The sequence below is a fragment of the Exobacillus caeni genome (assembly GCF_005747095.1).
Lineage (GTDB): Bacteria > Bacillota > Bacilli > Bacillales > Guptibacillaceae > Exobacillus > Exobacillus caeni.
The window spans coordinates 1-20,267 of the sequence record NZ_SWLG01000004.1; the positions used below are offsets into that span (position 1 = coordinate 1).

The window sequence follows — 20,267 nt, forward strand, 5'->3', positions numbered from 1 at the left end:
TGAGTTGTTCCGACACAGCCTGCTTCGATAGCATAAGCTAGTAGAGGAAGGCACAGAGGGTATCAGCACAGCATAAAATGATGGTCACCTATATAAACATGGCTCGATAGCTCAGTCGGTAGAGCAGAGGACTGAAAATCCTCGTGTCGGCGGTTCGATTCCGTCTCGAGCCACCACTTATGCCGGTCTAGCTCAATTGGTAGAGCAACTGACTTGTAATCAGTAGGTTGGGGGTTCAAGTCCTCTGGCCGGCACCATTTTATTGTTTTTAAGGATATAACTTTCCATTGCTTTGTATAAGATTCTATATTACAATGGTAATTGTCAGTTTGGAGGGGTAGCGAAGTGGCTAAACGCGGCGGACTGTAAATCCGCTCCCTCAGGGTTCGGCGGTTCGAATCCGTCCCCCTCCACCATTTAAATTAAAGATCAATCACAATTTTACATGTAGGGGCATAGTTTAACGGTAGAACAGAGGTCTCCAAAACCTCCAGTGTGGGTTCGATTCCTACTGCCCCTGCCAATTTTTATATAATGATATGATGGCGGTTGTGGCGAAGTGGTTAACGCACCGGATTGTGGTTCCGGCATTCGTGGGTTCGATTCCCATCAGCCGCCCCATTTAATATATGTCGAATTAAAAAATTACTAAATCTATTGGGCTATAGCCAAGCGGTAAGGCAACGGACTTTGACTCCGTCATGCGTTGGTTCGAATCCAGCTAGCCCAGCCATTTGCGGAAGTAGTTCAGTGGTAGAACACCACCTTGCCAAGGTGGGGGTCGCGGGTTCGAATCCCGTCTTCCGCTCCATTTTTATTGGCGGCATAGCCAAGTGGTAAGGCACGGGTCTGCAAAACCCTTATTCCCCGGTTCAAATCCGGGTGCCGCCTCCAATAATATAATTTAATTATAAGTCCTGCCGGAGTGGCGGAATTGGCAGACGCACAGGACTTAAAATCCTGCGGAGGGTGTACCTCCGTGCCGGTTCGAGTCCGGCCTCCGGCACCATCTAATTTCATAGACTCTTGTGTTATGCCGGTGTGGCGGAATTGGCAGACGCGCACGACTCAAAATCGTGTTCCTCACGGAGTGCCGGTTCGACCCCGGCCACCGGTACCATACATAACACCAACGGCTTCTGCAGATGCGGAAGCCGTTTTTCTTTTTGTTTATATGGGAACTATACGACAAAGGTACCGTAAAGAGGAGCGTGATCCTTGTTGAGAAAAAACCCGGTTGCAGTAATTCTATATTTAGCTGGTGTCCTGCAATTAATCGGAGGGATTATAGGAGCCTTCATTTTGCCGTTTCCTGGGATTGTCCTTGCTGGAGGATTTATCTCCGGTTTGCTATTTATCGGATTTGGAGAAAATCTAAAAATATTGCATACTCAGAATGAATTAACATATAAATTGCATAAAGACTTGTCAGATATACTCTTTTCTATTAAGGAAAATAAAAAATAAACCCCAAAGAAAGAAGGGTTTATTCATTATCCGAATCATTCTTAACGTTTTGATAGGCGGTATCAAGATTACGAAGACGCCTTACCACTTCAGAGTTTTTGTTTAAGTTATCATAGATCAGTGAAGATACGACTGATCTGTAATAACTGTTCATTGCTTCGATTTTTGAAAAGACATCGTTATTTTTGTTGATGAACTGGCGAAAATTCTCTTCAAAAAAAGGGACTGAAAATTGCTGCATAGAAAATGCTCCTCTCAAGTTTACTTGTTCATGCTTTCCAATCATTAGTATAAGGGAAAAAGGCTTGAAGGAAAATATGTTAAAAAGTTCTTTTAAAAATGTAAAAAAGGGTTGAAGTTTTGTTAAAGCATGTGTTATTCTATCAACAACATGAATTTTGTAGAATTTCCTCGAAATTCATAACTCTGTTACCCAACGCAGTGTTTCGTTAAGCTAACGAAGCATTGCGTTTTTTAATGAATTCATGTGATGAGTAATGTTTTGTTTTCACCGCCATGAATTTGGTGAAACATGCTGGCTGCCGATTGAATAAGTTTCACCCCATCCGCTTCCTTTAAGGAGGGGGTCAGGTAAAAGATTTGCAGGGCATTTTTGGTTTGCTCCGTAACAGCAGTTTGTCTGGAATCAACGATCGGGCTACCGAAAGGGCCGTTTTGGTCTGCTGAGATAAGCTTTCCTTTAAGGTTCGTGGACCGGCCGTTTATAGCATCGTATACCTCGTTTTCCTCACCCATTCGAATTGTTACAGGACCCACAATTTTATCTAAATCATAAATACCAACAGGAATTCGATATTGCAGAGAAAAAAGGTTATTTAAATCAGCGGCGGAATGAACGGAAGGAATATTGTTTCCTTTTTTAATCCTTCGAAATAACGCTTCTGATGAAGGGCGATACTTTGAAGGATCGACGCCAAGCCTTTTGAATAAATCCCTTGTTTCCTTGATTTCATTAATCGTATTAAAAGATACTTTTTCAAGGTCGATCTTTAAGTTTTCTTGATAAAATCGGGTTCTCCCTTTCAACATTTGCGGAGATTCACTGACAGCGATATTATGATAGAGGACAACACCGATCTTAAAGTCGGGAAGTTCTTTTTTTATGGCAGAAGAAATCGTTATTTCAGGCAAAATAGTTTCCTCCAATACATTTAGTCATCTACTGAGACAATCTTAACATAAGAAGAGTAAATAAAAGGAGAATGCCGTTTTGAAGAAATTAAAGGAAATTTTGAATCGTATAGATGGAAAAGGATATAAAGCATATAAAGACCTGAAGGGAAAGTATGAGTTTCTAGACTATACTTTAGCGATAGACCATGTTCAGGGAGACCCGTTTGCAACTCCCTCAAAGATAAGACTCATCATCCCTCGAAAATCTACAAACGTAAATGAGGATTCTTTCTCTAATAAGAGAAGGAAAGTAGCCATCGAAGACCATTTGACCCGTCTTGTTGCAGAAGCGATCTCCAAGAATGAGAAAAAAGCTCACGGAACAGGGAAAAGCGGGTTGGTTTCCATTGATACTCCAGGGCAGGAAGTTCTAGAGAGAACGGCTGTAGAAGTTACATTTAAAAGTATTACTGTTTGCCTTTCTGTTGGACTGCCCGCTAGAGGAAGGACGGTGCTCGGCAAGCAGGCATCTAAAATGCTTGTCGACCAATTAGCTGATGTTTTAAATCACTCTGTTTTTTCTATAAATGAACAGAGAGCTGAAGAAGTTTTGAAGTTAAATGACCAGCAGACTTATATTCGGAGTTTTTTAAAGGAAAACGGAATGGTTGCTTTTATAGCGAATGGCGCGATTCTTCCGAGGGAAAGCGGGATCAGTTCTAAGCCGTTGGATGCAAATAAAGCGATTCCTTTTAATGCACCAAAAGAACTGGAAATATCGATCCGTATTCCCCATCAAACCGACCCTATAAAAGGGATGGCCATCCGACGGGGAATCACCCTGATTGTTGGTGGAGGTTACCATGGAAAAAGTACACTATTGAAAGCCATAGAGCATGGAGTTTATGATCATATAATGGGGGATGGGCGGGAGTACGTTATCACAGATAGTAACGCGATGAAAATAAGGGCAGAAGACGGAAGGCAAGTCACCCGTGTAAACATTTCACCCTTTATTCAAAACCTTCCATACGGTAAAGATACGAAAGCATTTTCGACTGAAAATGCAAGTGGAAGTACGTCCCAGGCTGCAAATATTTTGGAGTCCCTTGAAGTTGGGACAAGCTGTCTGTTAATAGACGAAGACACCAGCGCAACCAACTTTATGATTAGAGATGAACGGATGCAAACACTTGTCTCAAAAGAAAAGGAACCGATCACTCCGTTTGTTGATAAGGTAAGACAGCTTTATGACGACTTAGGCGTTTCTACTGTGCTTGTTATGGGAGGATCGGGAGACTATTTTGAGACGGCGGATTGTGTGATAATGATGGAGAACTACCTTCCTTATAATGTGACCGAAAAAGCTAAGGAAATCTCGCATCAAGCTAAGTCACACAGGAAACAGGAAGGCGGAAAGCACTTTGGAGACCTCTCAGAGCGTGTCCCGTTAACCGAGAGCCTTGATAGCTTAAAAGGAAGAAAGTCAAAAGTTGCAGCTAAAGGGTTGGATACCATCCTATATGGAAAAGCGGAAATTTCATTGCAATATGTTGAACAGCTGGTGGATTCGAGCCAGACGAGAGCAATAGCAGAAATATTGCATGGAATGGAACGAGACAATTTATTAAATGATGGGTTATCCTTAAAAGAATTGATGCAAAAGGTCGAGAAGATACTCGATGATGAAGGACTGGCTTCTTTTACAGTTTATAAAAACCAGCATCCCGGTGATTTAGCCCGCCCAAGATTTCTTGAAATTATGGCTGCGCTGAACCGTTTGCGAACGTTAAGAATAGAAAAATAGAGAAGAAAACAGAAAGGAGGGATTTAAGGTGACAGGAGCACAATTAAAACAAGAAATCATTGCATATAGTAAATCAATAGGCATTGATAAAATCGGTTTTGCTTCCGCCGATCCTTTTGATGAATTAAAGGAAAGGCTTAAAACTCAGCAAGAGTTAGGGTACCAGTCCGGATTTGAAGAATCAGATATTGAAAAGAGAACGAATCCTGAACTGCTTTTACCGGGGGCAAAAACGATTATTGCCGTTGCTCTGGCCTATCCTTCCAAAATGAAGAATCCGCCTCAAAGCACGAAAAAAGAGAGAAGGGGATTATTCGCAAGAGCTTCCTGGGGAACCGATTACCACGATGTTTTAAGAGACCGGCTAAGGAAACTGGAAGCCTTTCTTTTATCGAAAGTACCCGAAGCGAAAGTAAGCTCAATGGTAGACACAGGAGCGTTATCCGACCGTGCTGTTGCTGAAAGAGCAGGCATAGGCTGGAGTGGAAAGAACACGATGACCATTACACCTGAATTTGGATCATACGTTTATTTAGGAGAACTCATAACGAATATTTTAATAGAACCGGATACACCGATAGAAGATGGATGCGGGGACTGTAATTTGTGTGTTGATGCTTGCCCGACCGGTGCATTAGAGCAGGGGGGACAGCTCAATGCAAACAAATGCATTGCATTCCTGACGCAAACAAAGGGCTTTTTAAAGGATGAATATCGGGCAAAGCTTGGCAATCGCCTTTATGGCTGTGATACATGCCAGCTTGTATGTCCTAAAAATAAACGCGTTGATTTTCACAATCATCCTGAAATGGAACCAGATCCAGAAGTAGTTAAACCAAAACTGGTTCCGTTATTAAAAATAAGCAACCGGGAGTTTAAAGAAAAATTTGGGCCTATCGCAGGGTCATGGCGCGGGAAAAAGCCAATACAGAGAAATGCTATTCTCGCTCTTGCACACTATAAGGACCAATCAGCAGTTGATGATTTAATTGATCTGGTAGAACAGGACCCAAGACCTGTTATTCGGGGGACTTCTGCATGGGCTCTTGGCAAGATCGGTGGAGAAAGAGCAGGATTTGCATTGAAATTGGCGAAAAAGCGAGAAAATGATGAAGAAGTTCAAGCTGAGATCGATAAAGGCCTTAAAATGCTTGAAAATGAGGCTTAATGATGATGGTCAAACCCACTATTGTTCAGTAAACTTAATTAAAATGTCTACTAAAGAAGGGGTAATATGGAAAAGCGATTGTTTATTTATTACACGGAGATGGATACTCCGATTGGTCCGATAACAGTTTTCTCCAGCGAAGTAGGCGTATGCAAGATCGAATTCGGAACGATAGAAAATGTAGCAGCAAGTATGGAAGCATGGTTAAAAAAACAGCACATTAAATACGAACTAGTACAAAACGATGCACTATTAGAACCAATTAAACAACAATTGAACGAATACTTCACAGGACAGCGGTATGAGTTTAGTATTCCGCTGGATTTACATGGTACACCTTTTCAGAAGAAAGTATGGGAGAGCCTGCAATCGATCAATTATGGCGATACATGCAGCTATAAGGACATTGCAAAGAAAATAGGCGCACCTAAAGCAGTACGGGCGATCGGAAGTGCTAACAACAAAAATCCTGTACCTTTAATTATTCCGTGCCATCGGGTGATTGGAAGCAACGGAGCATTAGTAGGTTATGGTGGGGGTATTGATAAGAAAGAATTTTTATTGCACCTGGAAAGGGAAAAGAACGTTAATATTGCTTCATCTTAAATAAAGGACAGGGACTGACATTTAGTTCAGTCCCTTTTTTGTTTCAGGTTTTCAATTCCATGAAAGGGATAAGAAAAATCGTCATGATGCCTTCTTGTTTTATCATACATATGGATAGGGGAAGTATGTTACCAGGAAAAAGGGGAGGCATATGATGGAATATAGTCAAAAGCTGCAATCCTATTGGGAGGAACGGTACAAGTGGCTAATAAATCGAGGTGATTTTCGTGGTCTGCTTGATTCAAACGAGGAAGAAGCGCATCATCGCCTGAAAAACCAGCTACGAGAACGAAAGGCTTCCATTATCAGAGGGAATATTCACAGCCAAACGGTCAGCCACTTCCAAATAGAAGAGCGGAATATTATCGACTACATGCTCTGGCATAAGTTTCTTGTAAAGCAAGACAATAAGATTTACCAGGAGGAAAGGGTAGAACATCGAAAAGCTGTTTTTAGGGAAGATGAGCTTATTTCTGATGAAGGTGTTTCTATTGAAAGAGATTCTGGTAAACCAACAATAGAAGATGAAGAGAGGCAAAAAGCTAATAAAGAATTTGGTTTTTCATATAACAGGCTTGCGGCGGTAAAATATGCAGAACGATGGTGGAATGATTATAATCCGGCTTACAAGAGTTTCGATGTAGACTGTACGAATTATATTTCGCAGTGTTTAAGAGCGGGCGGAGCGCCGATGAGGGGATATCCGGGCAGATCAAGAGGGTGGTGGTTCCAGAATAACAACTGGAGCTATTCTTGGAGTGTGGCACATGCTTTCAGGTGGCACTTGAGCGGTTCCACGGTTGGCCTAAAAGGCAAGGAAGTACAAACGCCGGGAGAACTGCAGCCGGGTGACGTTGTTTGCTATGATTTTGACGGAGATGGGCACTGGCAGCATTCAACTATTGTCGTCGATCATGATGGAAAGGGGATGCCGCTCGTGAACGCTCATACAACAAACAGCAGGATGAGGTATTGGGCATACGAAGATTCTACGGCCTGGACTCCGGAAATCAAGTATAAATTCTTTCAAATAGAGGGTTAACTTATTCTCGATCACTTCCATCTTATAGGGCGCGGAAAAAAGTGCTATAATAAGTAATGTTTTAATGGAGGTGAAAGAGATGGCATTGAATGTTGTTTTATTCCAGCCAGAGATTCCGGCAAACACTGGCAATATCGCAAGGACATGTGCTGCAACCAATACCCGTTTGCATTTGATACGTCCACTGGGATTTTCTACGGATGATAAAATGTTGAAGAGAGCCGGATTGGACTATTGGCAGTATGTAGACGTTCATTATTATGACTCACTTGATGAATTGTTCGGCAAGTTTGCGGACGGAGAGTTCTTTTTTATAACGAAATTTGGTGAGAATACACATACAGACTTTCGTTTTGAGGACCTTGAGAAAGATTACTTCTTTGTCTTCGGAAGAGAAACGAACGGTCTGCCAGATGAAGTGATTGAATCAAATAAAGACCACTGCCTGCGTCTGCCGATGACGGATCAAGTACGTGCGTTAAACTTATCGAATACCGCTGCGATCATGGTTTATGAAGCGTTAAGGCAGCAGGGCTATCCGGGCATGAAATAATGTAAAAAAGAACGCCAGAAGGCGTTCTTTTATTGTGCTATAAGAAAGTATGAAAGGCTGAGATGTCTGGCTATGAGCGCCAGCGACTAGTGAGACTTCCCTCACCTCTGTACGATAAGTCAACATCGGTTCGCAAGCTTACCGTGTTTCCTTTATCTCCAGAGGTTCAGTCCAGTCTATACGTCGCTGAGCGGCGCTCTCCGCTTTTCTATTTTATCTGTTGCCTTTTTTAGTTGTGCCGGGTCTATCGTTATATCCTGCAGTGAAAATTGCAGCTAAGAAAGAAAGTGTTACAACTAGTATTCCAAGGAAACCCATCGTTTCATCCTCCTCAGGTAAATTATGTCCAAGTCTATCCTTCATTATAAACTATATCCCATTATCTGTGAATGAAAAACAACAATTTTAAGATAGTTTGTCACAACTTACTTGGAATTATCGTTTGAATTATTTAATATGGAAGTAGAACGAATATAAAAGGAGGCTTATTGTACAATGTATGTTGTGATGAATGAACTGAAAGTCCCTAAAGAAGCGAAAGGCGTTATGAAAGAGCGCTTTGGCAAAAGTTCCGAAAATATGAAAAACGTAGAGGGTTGCCTTGAATTTTTATTTTTAGATAACGTAGATGAAAACGGCAAACTGGTCGTTTTCACAAAGTGGGAGTCAAAAGAAGCATATGAGAATTGGGTGAACTCTGATGCATTTAAAAATGCCCACAAAGAAAAAAGAGAATCCAAAGAGAAATCCCCAGCTTCAGGAAATGAACTAAATGAATACACAGTGGTCTACCATACATAGGCCATCCAACCGGAGTGAATAAACATATTCACTCCGGTTTTTTCATAGGTAATATAGAGGGCATGACCCCGGCTTAAGAGTTATCCACAAAAATTTTGGGGTCAGACCCCGAATTATAAAGGACATCCCGGCATAATATGTATTAATATGGATGAATCCAACTTGGAGGGGGCACATATGGATATCTTAAGAAAAATCCAGTACAATCGTGAGCACGAGAACAGGTTGAAATGGGAAGGTACTTTCGCGGATTATCTGGAGATCTTAAAAGAACGTCCTGAAGTGGCGCAATCAGCTCATTCACGCGTTTATAATATGGTTAAAGATGCCGGTATCGAACAAGTTAACGGGAAAAAGGAGTATAAGTTTTTCTCGAGGCAGCTATTCGGACTTGAAGATGCAATCGAAAAGCTCGTAGAGGAATATTTTCATCCGGCAGCCAAACGCCTGGACGTTCGTAAAAGAATCCTGTTGTTGATGGGACCTGTCAGCGGCGGTAAGTCCACGCTTGTGACAATGTTAAAACGTGGACTGGAAGTATACTCGCATACAGATGCCGGTGCAGTATATGCCATTAAGGGATGTCCGATGCATGAAGATCCTCTGCATTTAATTCCTCATCATCTGCGGGATGACTTTTATGAAGAATACGGAATTAGAGTAGAAGGAAGCCTGTCACCTTTAAACATGATGCGCCTGGAGAAAGAATACGGCGGCCATATTGAGGATGTTATTGTTGAGCGTATTTTCTTTAAGGAAGACAAACGTGTAGGGATTGGAACATTCAGTCCTTCTGATCCGAAATCTCAGGATATCGCCGACCTTACCGGAAGCATCGATTTCTCCACCATAGCAGAATACGGTTCTGAATCCGATCCCAGAGCTTATCGGTTTGACGGAGAGTTAAACAAAGCTAACAGAGGTATGATGGAGTTCCAGGAGATGTTGAAGTGTGATGAGAAGTTCCTCTGGCACCTTTTATCCCTCACCCAGGAAGGAAACTTTAAAGCAGGAAGGTTTGCGCTGATATCCGCAGATGAACTTATTGTAGCTCATACGAACGAAGCGGAATACCGCTCGTTTATATCGAATAAAAAGAATGAAGCTCTTCACTCCAGAATTATTGTGATGCCTATCCCTTATAACTTGAAAGTGAGTGAAGAAGAAAGAATTTACGAGAAGATGATCAGTGAGAGTGATATGGCCCATGTCCATATTGCACCGCATGCATTAAGGGTTGCTGCCATCTTCTCGATCTTAACGAGGCTGAAGGAGTCTAAGAAGCAGGGGATCGACCCGGTGAAAAAGATGCGCCTCTATGACGGTGAAAGCGTAGAAGGGTTTAATCAGGTTGACGTGGATGAGTTGAGAAAGGAATTCCCGGACGAAGGAATGAGCGGAATTGACCCGCGTTATGTAATCAACCGAATTTCCTCCACGATAATCCGAAAAGAAGTGCCGTCCATCAATGCACTCGATGTGTTACGGTCATTAAAAGACGGCCTTGACGCACACCCTTCTATCTCTAAAGAAGATAAGGAAAAATACTTAAACTTTATTTCGATCGCAAGAAAAGAATACGATGACATCGCCAAGAAGGAAGTCCAAAAAGCGTTCGTCTATTCCTATGAGGAATCAGCTAAAACACTGATGGATAACTACCTGGATAACGTCGAAGCTTATTGTAATAAAAATAAGCTGCGCGACCCGCTCACCGGTGAAGAAATGAGCCCTGACGAAAAGCTGATGCGCTCTATCGAAGAGCAAATCGGCATATCAGAAAATGCGAAAAAAGCGTTCCGCGAAGAAATTTTGATCCGTATCTCTGCTTATGCGAGAAAAGGGAAGAAGTTTGACTATAATTCACATGAGCGCTTAAGAGAAGCGATTCAGAAGAAGCTATTCGCCGACTTGAAAGATGTTGTAAAAATAACAACCTCTTCCAAGACACCTGATGAAAGCCAGCTCAAGAAAATAAATGAAGTGATCGCACGCTTGATCGATGAGTACGGCTACAACTCCGTCTCCGCCAACGAACTGCTACGGTACGTAGGAAGCTTGCTTAACAGATAACAAAAAAGAAATTTAAAAAAGCATGCCTTCACGGGCATGCTTTTTTGCTGAATCGGATACAATGAATAAAAAAGTTAGGCTTATTTCTAGAAGATTATTGTTTTTGCATAGAAGTCATAAACTGCGATGTAACGCTGCCGAAGCCTTCCTTGTCCTGCGGGAAAAGCAACAGCTGAAGATCCCGCAGGAAGCGTTCTTTGCTGACGAGGAAACTGAAGCGTTGCCCGCGGAAAGCGAACTGCCCGGAGTGGAAATCAATGCTGCAATTGCGTCGCAGTTCATCTCAACTTTGCAGCTTCAAAAGCAACAAAGTATACGAAAAGAGCCAAAAATTATTTGATACGTAATTTAATCAAACGTTTGTTTAATCACTTTTTTCATAAAACTTTTACACAATAACCCGCTCAAAATCTTGCCGTAATGCGATTGGGATGGTAGATTATTAGTAATACAAATGGAAAAGAGGCTAAAAATGGAAACAAATCGTAATCCTGTCTGGGATTGGATAAAGGCATTTTCAATTGCAGTTATTCTTGCGGTTGTTATTCGTGAGTTCTTATTTACAAATTATATCGTTCATGGTGAGTCTATGATGCCGACTATTCAAGACGGCAATCGTTTAATTATAAATAAAATCGGTTATAACGTTGGAAATCCGGACCGCTTCGACCTTATTGTTTTTCATGCAAATGAAGAAGAAGATTATATCAAACGCGTGATCGGATTACCTGGAGATACCATCGAGTACCGGGATGATGTTCTTTATATTAACGGAAAGGCGGTTGAAGAACCTTATTTAGAACGTTACAAAAAGCAGGTTCTTAACGGAAACCTTACTGAGAACTTTACCCTTGAAGAAAAAACGGGAAGAAAGGTAGTGCCGGAGGGCCATCTTTTCCTTCTCGGTGATAACCGTCTGCACAGCTATGACAGCAGGCATATCGGATTTGTAGAAATGGATAAAGTGGTTGGAAAAGTTAACCTTCGCTATTGGCCTCTTGAAGAGATCGATGTTAGCTTTCGCAGCAACCAGTAGAATCTAAGGGACTGACTTAAAAGCAAAGTGTCAGTCCCTTTTTCTTTATTGTTTAAGAAATATGGGTGTCCATGTTTATAAAAGGGCAGTAGTAGCGGTTTGGAAATCAGCTATAGCCGTTCTTTTTTTACTATTCTGGCATAGGATAACAAAACACAGATCCTATTGATTTGTCAGAATTAATTGTCAATTATCGCTTGTTTTTGCATAGGATAAAGTATACTCTTTGCAACTTCGTCTATGGAAAAAAATCAAAATTGTACTTTCTTAAAGGAGGGGAAAGGATGAAAGACAGAAACTCGAACAATTTTGTCGTCTCTCAGGAGAATTGGTCCCTCCATCGAAAAGGTTATCAAGATCAACAACGACATGCAGAAAAAGTCCAGGAAGCAATTAAAAATAACCTGCCTGATCTGATAAGCGAAGAAAGCATTATATTATCTAACGGACGTGATGTAATCAAAATTCCAATCCGTTCTTTGGATGAATATAAAATACGATACAATTATGATAAATCTAAGCACGTCGGTCAGGGAGATGGAGACAGCCAGGTGGGGGATGTCATTGCTCGCGACGGTTCAGGAGATGCTCAAGCAGGACCTGGGAAAGGGCAGGGAGCAGGAGACCAGCCCGGTGAAGATTATTATGAAGCAGAAGTATCACTGTTAGAACTTGAGGATGTGCTTTTTAGGGAACTTGCATTACCTAATTTGAAAGAAAAAGAATCCGCTGAAATTGTTCAGAAGAAGATCGAGTTTGATGACATACGTAAAACCGGACTGATGGGAAATGTTGATAAAAAGCGTACCATACTCAGTGCGATCAAACGAAACGCGATCGAAGGAAGACCTGGAATCTCGCCGATCTACCAGGATGACTTACGATTTAAAACATGGAATGAAAAAACAAAGCGAGAATCCAAGGCGGTTGTTCTTGCCATGATGGATACGAGCGGTAGTATGGGAAAATGGGAAAAGTATATGGCCCGAAGCTTCTTTTTCTGGATGACTCGCTTCCTTCGCTCTAAATACGAAACGGTTGAAATTGAGTTTATCGCCCACCATACTGAAGCGAAAGTCGTCTCTGAAGACGATTTTTTTTCAAAAGGTGAAAGCGGAGGAACCATTTGTTCTTCAGCATACAGGCAGGCATTAGAGTTGATCGAACAGAAGTATTCTCCATCAAGGTATAACATCTATCCGTTCCATTTCTCAGATGGAGATAATTTAACATCAGATAATCCGCGCTGTGTGAAATTAGTGAATGAAATCATGTCGGTCTCTAACATGTTCGGTTACGGTGAAGTTAATGCTTATAACAGACATTCTACATTAATGAGTGCCTATAAAAACATCAAAGACGAGAAATTCAGGTATTATATTTTGAAGGAAAAGAAAGACGTATACCATGCGATGAGGAGCTTTTTCCGTAAATCGGAAGAAAAAGCGCTCGTCTAAGAGGCTTCTTTTGAAGAAGCCTCTTTTCTTTTCCTTAAATTGGAACCATATCCTTTGATGAAACCAATAATGAAAAGAGGACTATCTTTTCATACTAGTAGTAAATCTCATGTTGGAGGTGTCAGAAATGAATCTAAATAAAATGATCTTCCTAAGCACCTTCATTTTTATGTTATTAGTCCCTTTTGAAAACGTGAATGGAAATCATGAGGAATCGTTATTCATCCATTTTATAGATGTTGGACAAGCAGACAGTATACTGGTCCAAACATTAAACGGAAGAACGATGCTAATAGATGCCGGAGATAACCAGGATGGAAAAAGGGTAACGGCATATTTAAAAAAAAGAGGGATAACCCGACTTGATTATTTAATCGCCACACATCCCCACCATGACCATATCGGAGGAATGGATTCGATTATTAAATCTTTCACGATAGGAAAGCTATTGATGCCCGAAGTCTCACACGACACAAAGTTTTATAGCGACCTCATAAAAGCAGCAACCCAAAAAGGGCTTCACATAGAGCAGGCTAAAGAAGGAAAGCGGTTCTCGCTTGCTCCTGGAATTTCCGTCCACATATTGTCCCCCGATAAGAGCAAATATCATTTATTAAATGATTACAGTGCGGTTATAAAAGTTACCCATCATAAAAATAAATTCTTATTAATGGCAGATGCGGGATTCGCGGTCGAGAGGCAGTTATTAAGAAAGCATAAAGATATTCAGGCGGATGTGTTGAAAATTGGACACCACGGTGCAAATACGGCGACTTCCAGCAGTTTTTTGAAAAAGGTCAACCCGGATTATGCAGTTGTGTCAGTTGGTAAAGACAATCCATATCATTATCCTGATAATGAAGTGCTCCAGAGAGTCAACCAGAGAAGGATCCCGATGTATCGCACAGACCAGATCGGATCGATTATTGCAAAAAGTAACGGGAAAGCAATTTCATTCACCAGTCAGTTAAAACCATGAGAACGCAAAAATAGGAAAAATAATATTTGCAGTTAAGGCAAAAATAATGATGAAGGGCAGGCATTTCTTGCTTTTCTAATAATTTTTTGGGGGAATATACGATGCAAAACAACTTACAAAATGTTATGGCAAGCCAGGTAGTTTCCATTTCGCCAACACAATCGATCCAGGAAGCAGCCGCTTTAATGAGCCAATATAACATTGGTTCTTTGCCGGTTGTTGAAAATGGGCAGTTGAGAGGTATTGTTACTGACCGTGATATCACCCTTCGCGCAACAGCATCTGGTGGAGACGGGAAAACGACGGTATCTCAATGTATGACTTCTAATGTTGTTTCTGCTACACCTGATATGACCACTGACCAGGCTGCAGCACTTATGGCACAAAATCAAATCCGCCGCCTTCCAGTTGTTCAAAACAACCAGCTTGTCGGTTATGTGGCACTTGGAGATCTGGCTACTAAAACCCCGCAGCAGCAAGAAGCAGGTCAAGCTCTTTCTAGCATCTCTGTTCCATCTGAGCCGCAGCAAGGGCAAAATGGTACACCTGGACAGGGACAATTTCAATAACATAGCAGTGGAAAAGCATCCTCTCTGGATGCTTTTTCCTTGCACTATGCAAATGTATACCATATAACCTAGAATATAAGAGAACATTTATAATTAGAAAAAGATAACTGAAAAGGTGATGATACATAATGATTAAAGCGCTCGTCTTTGACTTTGACGGTTTGATCTTTGATACGGAGACTCAGGAATATAAAGCAATGGTGGAACTGTTTGAAGAATACGGAGCAGAGCTTCCTCTCGAGGTATGGGGGAAGTGTATCGGAACGCATGCTTCTTTTTTTGATCCGTTCGCTTATCTTGAAGAACAAATCGGCCAAACAGTTAATAGAGAAGAACTACGATCAAGAAAATCAGAGCGGGTTAATGAGTTGCTAAAAGAAGAAAAGGCGCTTCCAGGCGTAGAAGATTATTTGAAAGCTGCGAGAGAAGCGGGATTAAAGATCGGCCTTGCTTCAAGTTCACATTATGATTGGGTATCGAGGCATTTAAATTTTCTTGGGATAGCTGAATATTTTGAGTGCATTAAAACAGCCGATGATGTTGAAAATGTAAAACCCGATCCGGCCCTCTATTTAAAAGCGGCAGAGTGCCTCGGGGTAAGTCCAGAAGAGGCTCTCGCATTTGAAGATTCTGCGAATGGTGCACTCGCTGCAAAACGTGCGGGTATGTATTGTGTGGTTATCCCCAACTCTGTAACAAAAGACCTTGTCTTTGATGAAGTGGACCACAGGATGGAAACGATGGCAGAATTGGAGTTGCATCTTTTAATTGAAAAAGTTCAAAAGCAAGGGGAATAAAAAGTGAAGGTCAAAGGTTTTAGCCATGTTACGATCCGTGTCAGCGATTTAAACCGTTCCTTGCAGTTTTACCAGGATTGCCTTGAAATGAAGGTTGTCCATAAAGGCAGGAGAGATGCATATCTGGAATGGGGAACGGCATGGATATGCCTGGTTGAATCGGATATTTTAAAAAGAACTGAGAACCAGGCAGGGGTTGACCATGTTGCGTTTTATATAGAGGAAGAGAACTTTGAAGACGCTGTTAATAAGCTGATAGCCAGGAAAGTAACTGTTGCCAGAATGCCAGTGAAAAGAGGCCAGGGAATGACGTTTAACTTTTTGGATCCCGATGGCACTCAGCTGGAGCTCCATACCGGTACTTTAAAGTCACGTATGGAAGTGTGGGTTTGAAAAGGGCATAGAACATCAGGGGGAAGGGTAAAGTTAAGCAACGATCATAGATGGAGGTATGTTAGATGTCAGAAGTGGATGTTTCAAAATTTGAGAAAAAAATAGAAGTGCGCAATATCAAGGAAGAGGATATTGAGTCCATTTTAGAATTGCAAAAGAAGTGCTTTCCTAATATGGATCCCTGGAAAAGGGAGCATTTGGAGAGCCACCTTGAAATCTTTCCTGAAGGCCAGTTCTGTGTGGAATATGAAGGGGAGATAATCGGATCATGCTCCAGCTTGATCATTAACTTTGATGAATATGATGATGATCATACATGGGATGACATTACCGATGAAGGATATATCACCAATCACAACCCGGATGGTTACAATCTGTATGGGATCGAAGTGATGGTCCATCCGGAGTTTAGAAGGATGAATATAGGAAGGCGGCTGTATAACGCGAGAAAAGAACTTGCTCGCCAGCTTAATCTGAAGAGCATTATAATCGGAGGAAGAATACCGAACTATCACAAACATGCAGACGAGATGTCGCCGAAGGAATATGTGGAAGAAGTAGAGTATCATAACATCTATGATCCTGTCCTTACCTTCCAGATGAAAAATGGTTTCACGTTGATGCGGATAAATCCAAACTACCTCCCTGATGATGATGCATCACAACAGTATGCCACACTGATGGAATGGAACAACGTCGACTACAGGGCTAAAACAAGACGTAGATTCAGAACATCTTTCCCGGTAAGAATTTGCGCTGTTCAATACGCTATGAAGAAGATCGAATCCTTCCAGGAATTTGCGAACCAGGTGGAATACTATGTGGATGTGGCGGCGGACTTTGGCTCTGATTTCTGCGTGTTTCCGGAAATTTTCACAACTCAGCTAATGTCTTTTATGGATGAAAAGATTCCAAGCAAGGCAATCCGCAGATTAACAGATTATACAGAAGACTACATCAAGCTTTTTACGGAGCTGGCGGTTAAGTATAACGTCAATGTGATCGGCGGCTCCCATTTTGTGCTTGAAAATGAAAATATCTATAACATCGCATACTTATTCCGACGTGATGGGACGATTGAACAGCAGTATAAAATCCACGTTACCCCGAACGAGCGTAAGTGGTGGGGAATTCATGAAGGAGAAGGAATTGGTGTTTTCGATACAGATTGCGGAAAGATCGCAATCCAGATCTGTTATGATATCGAATTTCCTGAGCTGGCGAGAATCGCAACGGACAAAGGAGCAAATATAATCTTTACACCGTTTTGTACCGATGACCGCCAGGGTTATTTAAGGGTACGGTACTGTGCGCAGGCTAGAGCTGTTGAAAATCAAGTTTACACTGTGATCGCAGGTACAGTAGGTAACCTCTCACAGGTTGAAAACATGGACGTCCAATATGCACAGTCCGGGATTTTCGCCCCTTCTGACTTTGCGTTTGCTAGAGACGGGATCGTCGGTGAGTGTAACCCTAACATCGAAACCGTCGTTGTTGGGGATGTTGATCTTGAGATCCTTAGAAGACAGCGTCAGGGCGGTACCGTTCGACAGTTGAAAGACCGAAGAAAAGACCTTTATGAAATTAACTATAAAAAGTAAGATACTCGGTATTTCGGCCAACAACATGCAGATTGTTGGCCATATTTTCTTTTTAAGTTGGCAGCAATACCGTTTCGTACTATCATTACATATGAATGAAAGCAATTTGCAAATTTCTAACAGGAATTTTCCTGTTAAAGCGAGAATTTGTTAACGACTAAATACATAACAGCTGAGGAGGATCCCATGGACTGGAGAGAACACTATCAACGATGGATGAAAGCCGAAGAACTTGACCAGGAGCTTAGACAGCAGCTGGAAGATCTTGCGGGGAACGAACGTGCAATGGAAGATAGCTTTTACAAGAACCTTGAATTCGGCACGGGAGGCATGCGAGGCGAAATAGGCCCCGGCACCAACCGTATGAACCGTTATACGATCAGAAAGGCTTCTGAAGGGCTTGCTCGTTATATTGAGCAATATGGAGAAGAAGCGAAAAAAAGAGGAGTCGTTATTGCTTATGATTCCCGTCATAAATCACCCGAGTTTGCTCTGGAAGCAGCATTGACGCTTGCCAACCATAAAATTCAAACCTATGTATTCGACGGTTTGCGCCCGACACCCGAACTGTCTTTTGCTGTAAGGTATTTAAAAGCTTTTTCCGGAATCGTCATTACAGCAAGCCATAATCCACCGGAATATAACGGATATAAGGTATATGGTTCAGATGGCGGACAGCTTCCCCCAAAAGAAGCGGGAGAAGTGATCTCAATGGTAAACGAAATTCAAAATGAACTTACGATAGATGTTGCGCCTGAAAAAGAAACGAAAGAAGCAGGATTGCTTAAAATCATCGGCAAAGAGCTAGATGAAGCATATCTTGAAAAGTTAAAATCACTCCGGGTAAATAAGGAACTTCTCGAAAAGATGGGTGAAGAACTTAAAATTGTTTTCACTCCTCTTCATGGAACAGCTAATGTCCCGGTACGGGACGGACTTGCAGCATATGGATTCGAAAATGTAACGGTTGTTGCGGAACAGGAAAAGCCAGATCCCGAATTTTCCACTGTTTCCTCACCTAATCCGGAGGAACACGCTGCTTTTAAACTGGCAATAGAGTACGGTCAGAAGCAAGATGCAGATATTTTGCTTGCTACTGATCCGGATGCAGACAGAGTCGGTGTAGCCGTCAAAAATGATGATGGCGAATACGTAGTGTTAACAGGAAACCAGACCGGAGCGCTTCTTTTAGACTATTTAATCACCCAGAAGAAAGATAACGGAACACTTCCAGCCAATGGTGTTGTTTTAAAAACAATCGTTACATCGGAAATAGGCCGTGTCATTGCAGAGCAAAACGGACTCAGCTGTGTTGATACTCTAACGGGCTTCAAATTTATCGGTGAAAAGATAAAACAATATGAAGAGTCTGGAAAGCATACGTTTCTTTTCGGTTATGAAGAAAGTTACGGCTACTTAATCGGTGACTTTGCCAGGGATAAAGATGCTGTTCAAGCATGCTTGCTGGCCGCCGAAGTTGCCGCTTATTATAAGTCAAAAGGGATGACGATGTACCAGGGGTTAATGGATGTATTTGAAAAGTACGGATTTTATCAAGAAACGCTTGAATCACTGACATTAAAGGGTAAACAGGGAGCAGAGCAGATCGAGGCTTTACTTAGAAAGTTCCGTGAAGATCCCCCTGAAGAGGTAGCAGGACAAAAGGTTACAGTCAATGAAGATTATAAAACAAGCAAGCGAGTATTTCCAAAGACAAATAAGACGGAAGAAATCGAGCTTCCAGTTTCTAATGTGTTGAAATATACTCTTGAAGATGGTTCATGGTTTTGCCTCCGTCCATCGGGTACAGAACCAAAAGTGAAATTTTATTTTGGCGTTAATGCGGACAGCCTGTCTGAAAGCCAGGAGTTGCTTAAAAAGGTGAAGGCAGATGTGATGGGGAAAATCAACAGCGTTATTTCCAAATAACTCAAACTGAAAAACGAACAAAAAACACCCCGTTCCAAAAGGACGGGGTGTAATGATTTAAGATATGTGGTTTTTGCTTGATTCTTATAAGATCATTGATGATAGCTTTCTTTCGTAATACTTTTTTCGAAGCCTGATTTGTTTAAGCGAATTAATTTAATCACTTTGTCTTTTGTCTCATGGTCTAGCTTTTCGATGATTTGGCCAGCTTTGTATTCAGAAGATGTAACGATCTTACGATAAATCTTGGACAACCTCTTCTCATCCTCGGATAAGTTCAAAAGGCCTGCCTCCTTTTAATAATTAGAACCTTTTTTTCTATCTTTAAATTACATTTTATTTTACAATATATGAAAAGGATAGTGCAAGTGATACTTCTTTTGTGACAGAATATTTGACAGGAAGTTCGAAAATTCTACGAACAAACGGCGTGACGCAGCTGCGCCTATAAAGAGCCTTGTCGCTACGCTCCTGCAAAAATAGATTTGATAATCTATTATTTTAGGGAGAGCAAAGAGGTGTTGCTATGTGGTACCTTATTTTAGAAATAACAAATAATTATATCAGAAAGGAAGATAGAGATGGAATATACTCCTCAGATGAAGAATCGGTTGAAGAGGGTTGAGGGGCAGATAAGAGGTATTTTAAAGATGCTGGAGGATGAGAAGGATTGTAAAGATGTGATCACGCAGTTGTCGGCTACCAGGACGGCGATTGACCGTACTATTGGCCTCATCGTAGGCACTAATCTTGAAGAATGTATTCGGAATCAGGTGGAAAAAGGCGAGTCTACTGATGATGTCGTCAAAGAAGCCGTTCAACTTCTGGTAAAGAGTCGTTAAAAACCTTTACCGG

At 41.5% G+C, this 20,267-nt stretch carries 22 protein-coding genes and 10 tRNA genes; 28 read left to right on the forward strand and 4 right to left on the reverse strand.

All coding sequences use genetic code 11. The annotated features are described in order from the left end of the window. Positions 1-100 precede the first annotated feature (100 nt). From FCL54_RS05390 to FCL54_RS05440, 11 genes are all read left to right on the forward strand, one after another. Positions 101-176, forward strand: a tRNA-Phe gene (locus tag FCL54_RS05390). 5 nt (positions 177-181) lie between these two features. Beyond that, positions 182-257 (forward strand) — tRNA-Thr (locus tag FCL54_RS05395). 74 nt (positions 258-331) lie between these two features. Beyond that, a tRNA-Tyr gene (locus tag FCL54_RS05400) sits at positions 332-416 on the forward strand. A 33-nt stretch (positions 417-449) separates the two neighbouring features. Then, positions 450-523 (forward strand) — tRNA-Trp (locus FCL54_RS05405). 22 nt (positions 524-545) lie between these two features. Beyond that, a tRNA-His gene (locus tag FCL54_RS05410) sits at positions 546-621 on the forward strand. Positions 622-658: 37 nt separating this feature from the next. Further along, positions 659-733 (forward strand) — tRNA-Gln (locus FCL54_RS05415). A 3-nt stretch (positions 734-736) separates the two neighbouring features. After that, positions 737-811: transfer RNA gene (locus FCL54_RS05420), tRNA-Gly, on the forward strand. An 8-nt stretch (positions 812-819) separates the two neighbouring features. Further along, a tRNA-Cys gene (locus FCL54_RS05425) sits at positions 820-894 on the forward strand. A gap of 25 nt (positions 895-919) precedes the next feature. Then, positions 920-1,009 (forward strand) — tRNA-Leu (locus tag FCL54_RS05430). A gap of 26 nt (positions 1,010-1,035) precedes the next feature. Continuing rightward, positions 1,036-1,120: transfer RNA gene (locus tag FCL54_RS05435), tRNA-Leu, on the forward strand. A gap of 98 nt (positions 1,121-1,218) precedes the next feature. Further along, positions 1,219-1,467 carry a hypothetical protein gene (locus tag FCL54_RS05440; RefSeq protein WP_138124016.1) on the forward strand — a complete coding sequence of 83 codons (249 nt, stop codon included), beginning with the start codon at positions 1,219-1,221 and terminating at the stop codon, positions 1,465-1,467. 19 nt (positions 1,468-1,486) lie between these two features. Here the strand turns inward: FCL54_RS05440 and yvfG are convergent, their stop codons facing one another. Together yvfG and FCL54_RS05450 are read right to left on the reverse strand one after the other, a co-directional pair. Beyond that, on the reverse strand, positions 1,487-1,708 hold the full coding sequence (yvfG, locus tag FCL54_RS05445; RefSeq protein WP_138124018.1) for a protein YvfG: 222 nt from the start codon (positions 1,706-1,708) through the stop codon (positions 1,487-1,489). A 242-nt stretch (positions 1,709-1,950) separates the two neighbouring features. After that, on the reverse strand, positions 1,951-2,619 hold the full coding sequence (locus FCL54_RS05450) for a B3/B4 domain-containing protein (RefSeq protein ID WP_138124020.1): 669 nt from the start codon (positions 2,617-2,619) through the stop codon (positions 1,951-1,953). Between the two features lie 79 nt (positions 2,620-2,698). On the opposite strand from FCL54_RS05450, the gene FCL54_RS05455 reads away from it, so the two are divergent. The 5 genes from FCL54_RS05455 to trmL all read left to right on the forward strand — a co-directional run bounded on the left by FCL54_RS05455 (position 2,699) and on the right by trmL (position 7,777). Next, complete coding sequence (locus tag FCL54_RS05455) at positions 2,699-4,408, forward strand: ABC-ATPase domain-containing protein (RefSeq protein ID WP_138124022.1); 1,710 nt, start codon at positions 2,699-2,701, stop codon at positions 4,406-4,408. Positions 4,409-4,436: 28 nt separating this feature from the next. Further along, entirely contained in the window at positions 4,437-5,576 is a 1,140-nt protein-coding gene (gene queG, locus FCL54_RS05460; protein ID WP_138124024.1) for a tRNA epoxyqueuosine(34) reductase QueG, read from the forward strand. A 66-nt stretch (positions 5,577-5,642) separates the two neighbouring features. Continuing rightward, positions 5,643-6,182 carry a methylated-DNA--[protein]-cysteine S-methyltransferase gene (locus FCL54_RS05465; protein ID WP_138124026.1) on the forward strand — a complete coding sequence of 180 codons (540 nt, stop codon included), beginning with the start codon at positions 5,643-5,645 and terminating at the stop codon, positions 6,180-6,182. A gap of 151 nt (positions 6,183-6,333) precedes the next feature. Beyond that, a complete protein-coding gene (locus FCL54_RS05470) occupies positions 6,334-7,224 on the forward strand; it encodes an amidase domain-containing protein (protein ID WP_138124028.1) in 891 nt (296 codons plus the stop codon). Positions 7,225-7,303: 79 nt separating this feature from the next. Next, on the forward strand, positions 7,304-7,777 hold the full coding sequence (gene trmL, locus FCL54_RS05475) for a tRNA (uridine(34)/cytosine(34)/5-carboxymethylaminomethyluridine(34)-2'-O)-methyltransferase TrmL (protein ID WP_138124030.1): 474 nt from the start codon (positions 7,304-7,306) through the stop codon (positions 7,775-7,777). Between the two features lie 213 nt (positions 7,778-7,990). Here the strand turns inward: trmL and FCL54_RS23825 are convergent, their stop codons facing one another. Further along, the gene (locus FCL54_RS23825) at positions 7,991-8,140 is read right to left on the reverse strand and encodes a hypothetical protein (RefSeq protein WP_171016692.1); all 150 of its coding nucleotides are present in this window, start codon (positions 8,138-8,140) and stop codon (positions 7,991-7,993) included. 132 nt (positions 8,141-8,272) lie between these two features. Here FCL54_RS23825 and FCL54_RS05480 point away from each other — a divergent pair, with 132 nt between their 5' ends. From FCL54_RS05480 to FCL54_RS05530, 11 genes are all read left to right on the forward strand, one after another. Further along, entirely contained in the window at positions 8,273-8,578 is a 306-nt protein-coding gene (locus tag FCL54_RS05480; protein ID WP_138124032.1) for an antibiotic biosynthesis monooxygenase family protein, read from the forward strand. A gap of 177 nt (positions 8,579-8,755) precedes the next feature. Beyond that, complete coding sequence (locus tag FCL54_RS05485; RefSeq protein WP_138124034.1) at positions 8,756-10,651, forward strand: PrkA family serine protein kinase; 1,896 nt, start codon at positions 8,756-8,758, stop codon at positions 10,649-10,651. A 103-nt stretch (positions 10,652-10,754) separates the two neighbouring features. Beyond that, positions 10,755-10,991 (forward strand): hypothetical protein, encoded by a 237-nt coding sequence (locus FCL54_RS05490; RefSeq protein ID WP_246055147.1) that lies wholly within the window; start codon positions 10,755-10,757, stop codon positions 10,989-10,991. 132 nt (positions 10,992-11,123) lie between these two features. Next, positions 11,124-11,687: a signal peptidase I gene (gene lepB, locus FCL54_RS05495; RefSeq protein ID WP_171016693.1), complete on the forward strand. Its 564-nt coding sequence runs from the start codon at positions 11,124-11,126 to the stop codon at positions 11,685-11,687. Between the two features lie 284 nt (positions 11,688-11,971). After that, positions 11,972-13,144, forward strand: coding sequence for a sporulation protein YhbH (gene yhbH, locus FCL54_RS05500; protein ID WP_138124038.1), 1,173 nt, complete (start codon positions 11,972-11,974; stop codon positions 13,142-13,144). A gap of 127 nt (positions 13,145-13,271) precedes the next feature. Beyond that, on the forward strand, positions 13,272-14,123 hold the full coding sequence (locus FCL54_RS05505; protein ID WP_171016694.1) for a ComEC/Rec2 family competence protein: 852 nt from the start codon (positions 13,272-13,274) through the stop codon (positions 14,121-14,123). Positions 14,124-14,224: 101 nt separating this feature from the next. Continuing rightward, positions 14,225-14,692 carry a CBS domain-containing protein gene (locus FCL54_RS05510; protein WP_138124042.1) on the forward strand — a complete coding sequence of 156 codons (468 nt, stop codon included), beginning with the start codon at positions 14,225-14,227 and terminating at the stop codon, positions 14,690-14,692. 128 nt (positions 14,693-14,820) lie between these two features. Then, positions 14,821-15,489, forward strand: a complete 669-nt coding sequence (locus tag FCL54_RS05515) for an HAD family hydrolase (RefSeq protein WP_138124044.1) — start codon at positions 14,821-14,823, stop codon at positions 15,487-15,489. Between the two features lie 3 nt (positions 15,490-15,492). Next, positions 15,493-15,882, forward strand: coding sequence for a VOC family protein (locus FCL54_RS05520; protein WP_138124046.1), 390 nt, complete (start codon positions 15,493-15,495; stop codon positions 15,880-15,882). A gap of 65 nt (positions 15,883-15,947) precedes the next feature. After that, positions 15,948-17,483, forward strand: a complete 1,536-nt coding sequence (locus FCL54_RS05525) for a bifunctional GNAT family N-acetyltransferase/carbon-nitrogen hydrolase family protein (RefSeq protein WP_138124048.1) — start codon at positions 15,948-15,950, stop codon at positions 17,481-17,483. Between the two features lie 186 nt (positions 17,484-17,669). Beyond that, positions 17,670-19,412 carry a phospho-sugar mutase gene (locus tag FCL54_RS05530; protein WP_138124050.1) on the forward strand — a complete coding sequence of 581 codons (1,743 nt, stop codon included), beginning with the start codon at positions 17,670-17,672 and terminating at the stop codon, positions 19,410-19,412. Between the two features lie 92 nt (positions 19,413-19,504). On the opposite strand, the gene FCL54_RS05535 is transcribed toward FCL54_RS05530, so the two are convergent. After that, positions 19,505-19,693, reverse strand: a complete 189-nt coding sequence (locus FCL54_RS05535) for a hypothetical protein (protein ID WP_138124052.1) — start codon at positions 19,691-19,693, stop codon at positions 19,505-19,507. Between the two features lie 300 nt (positions 19,694-19,993). Here FCL54_RS05535 and FCL54_RS05540 point away from each other — a divergent pair, with 300 nt between their 5' ends. After that, positions 19,994-20,254 (forward strand): metal-sensitive transcriptional regulator, encoded by a 261-nt coding sequence (locus tag FCL54_RS05540; protein ID WP_138124054.1) that lies wholly within the window; start codon positions 19,994-19,996, stop codon positions 20,252-20,254. The last annotated feature ends 13 nt before the right edge of the window (positions 20,255-20,267 follow it).

What these genes read in the sequence shown, in the direction of transcription:
- yvfG (WP_138124018.1), bottom strand. Translation starts at nt 1,708, where the DNA reads ATGCAGCAATTTTCAGTCCCTTTTTTTGAAGAGAATTTTCGCCAGTTC.
- FCL54_RS05465 (WP_138124026.1), top strand. Translation starts at nt 5,643, where the DNA reads ATGGAAAAGCGATTGTTTATTTATTACACGGAGATGGATACTCCGATT.
- FCL54_RS05470 (WP_138124028.1), top strand. Translation starts at nt 6,334, where the DNA reads ATGATGGAATATAGTCAAAAGCTGCAATCCTATTGGGAGGAACGGTAC.
- trmL (WP_138124030.1), top strand. Translation starts at nt 7,304, where the DNA reads ATGGCATTGAATGTTGTTTTATTCCAGCCAGAGATTCCGGCAAACACT.
- FCL54_RS23825 (WP_171016692.1), bottom strand. Translation starts at nt 8,140, where the DNA reads ATGAAGGATAGACTTGGACATAATTTACCTGAGGAGGATGAAACGATG.
- FCL54_RS05480 (WP_138124032.1), top strand. Translation starts at nt 8,273, where the DNA reads ATGTATGTTGTGATGAATGAACTGAAAGTCCCTAAAGAAGCGAAAGGC.
- FCL54_RS05485 (WP_138124034.1), top strand. Translation starts at nt 8,756, where the DNA reads ATGGATATCTTAAGAAAAATCCAGTACAATCGTGAGCACGAGAACAGG.
- lepB (WP_171016693.1), top strand. Translation starts at nt 11,124, where the DNA reads ATGGAAACAAATCGTAATCCTGTCTGGGATTGGATAAAGGCATTTTCA.
- yhbH (WP_138124038.1), top strand. Translation starts at nt 11,972, where the DNA reads ATGAAAGACAGAAACTCGAACAATTTTGTCGTCTCTCAGGAGAATTGG.
- FCL54_RS05505 (WP_171016694.1), top strand. Translation starts at nt 13,272, where the DNA reads ATGAATCTAAATAAAATGATCTTCCTAAGCACCTTCATTTTTATGTTA.
- FCL54_RS05510 (WP_138124042.1), top strand. Translation starts at nt 14,225, where the DNA reads ATGCAAAACAACTTACAAAATGTTATGGCAAGCCAGGTAGTTTCCATT.
- FCL54_RS05515 (WP_138124044.1), top strand. Translation starts at nt 14,821, where the DNA reads ATGATTAAAGCGCTCGTCTTTGACTTTGACGGTTTGATCTTTGATACG.
- FCL54_RS05525 (WP_138124048.1), top strand. Translation starts at nt 15,948, where the DNA reads ATGTCAGAAGTGGATGTTTCAAAATTTGAGAAAAAAATAGAAGTGCGC.
- FCL54_RS05530 (WP_138124050.1), top strand. Translation starts at nt 17,670, where the DNA reads ATGGACTGGAGAGAACACTATCAACGATGGATGAAAGCCGAAGAACTT.
- FCL54_RS05540 (WP_138124054.1), top strand. Translation starts at nt 19,994, where the DNA reads ATGGAATATACTCCTCAGATGAAGAATCGGTTGAAGAGGGTTGAGGGG.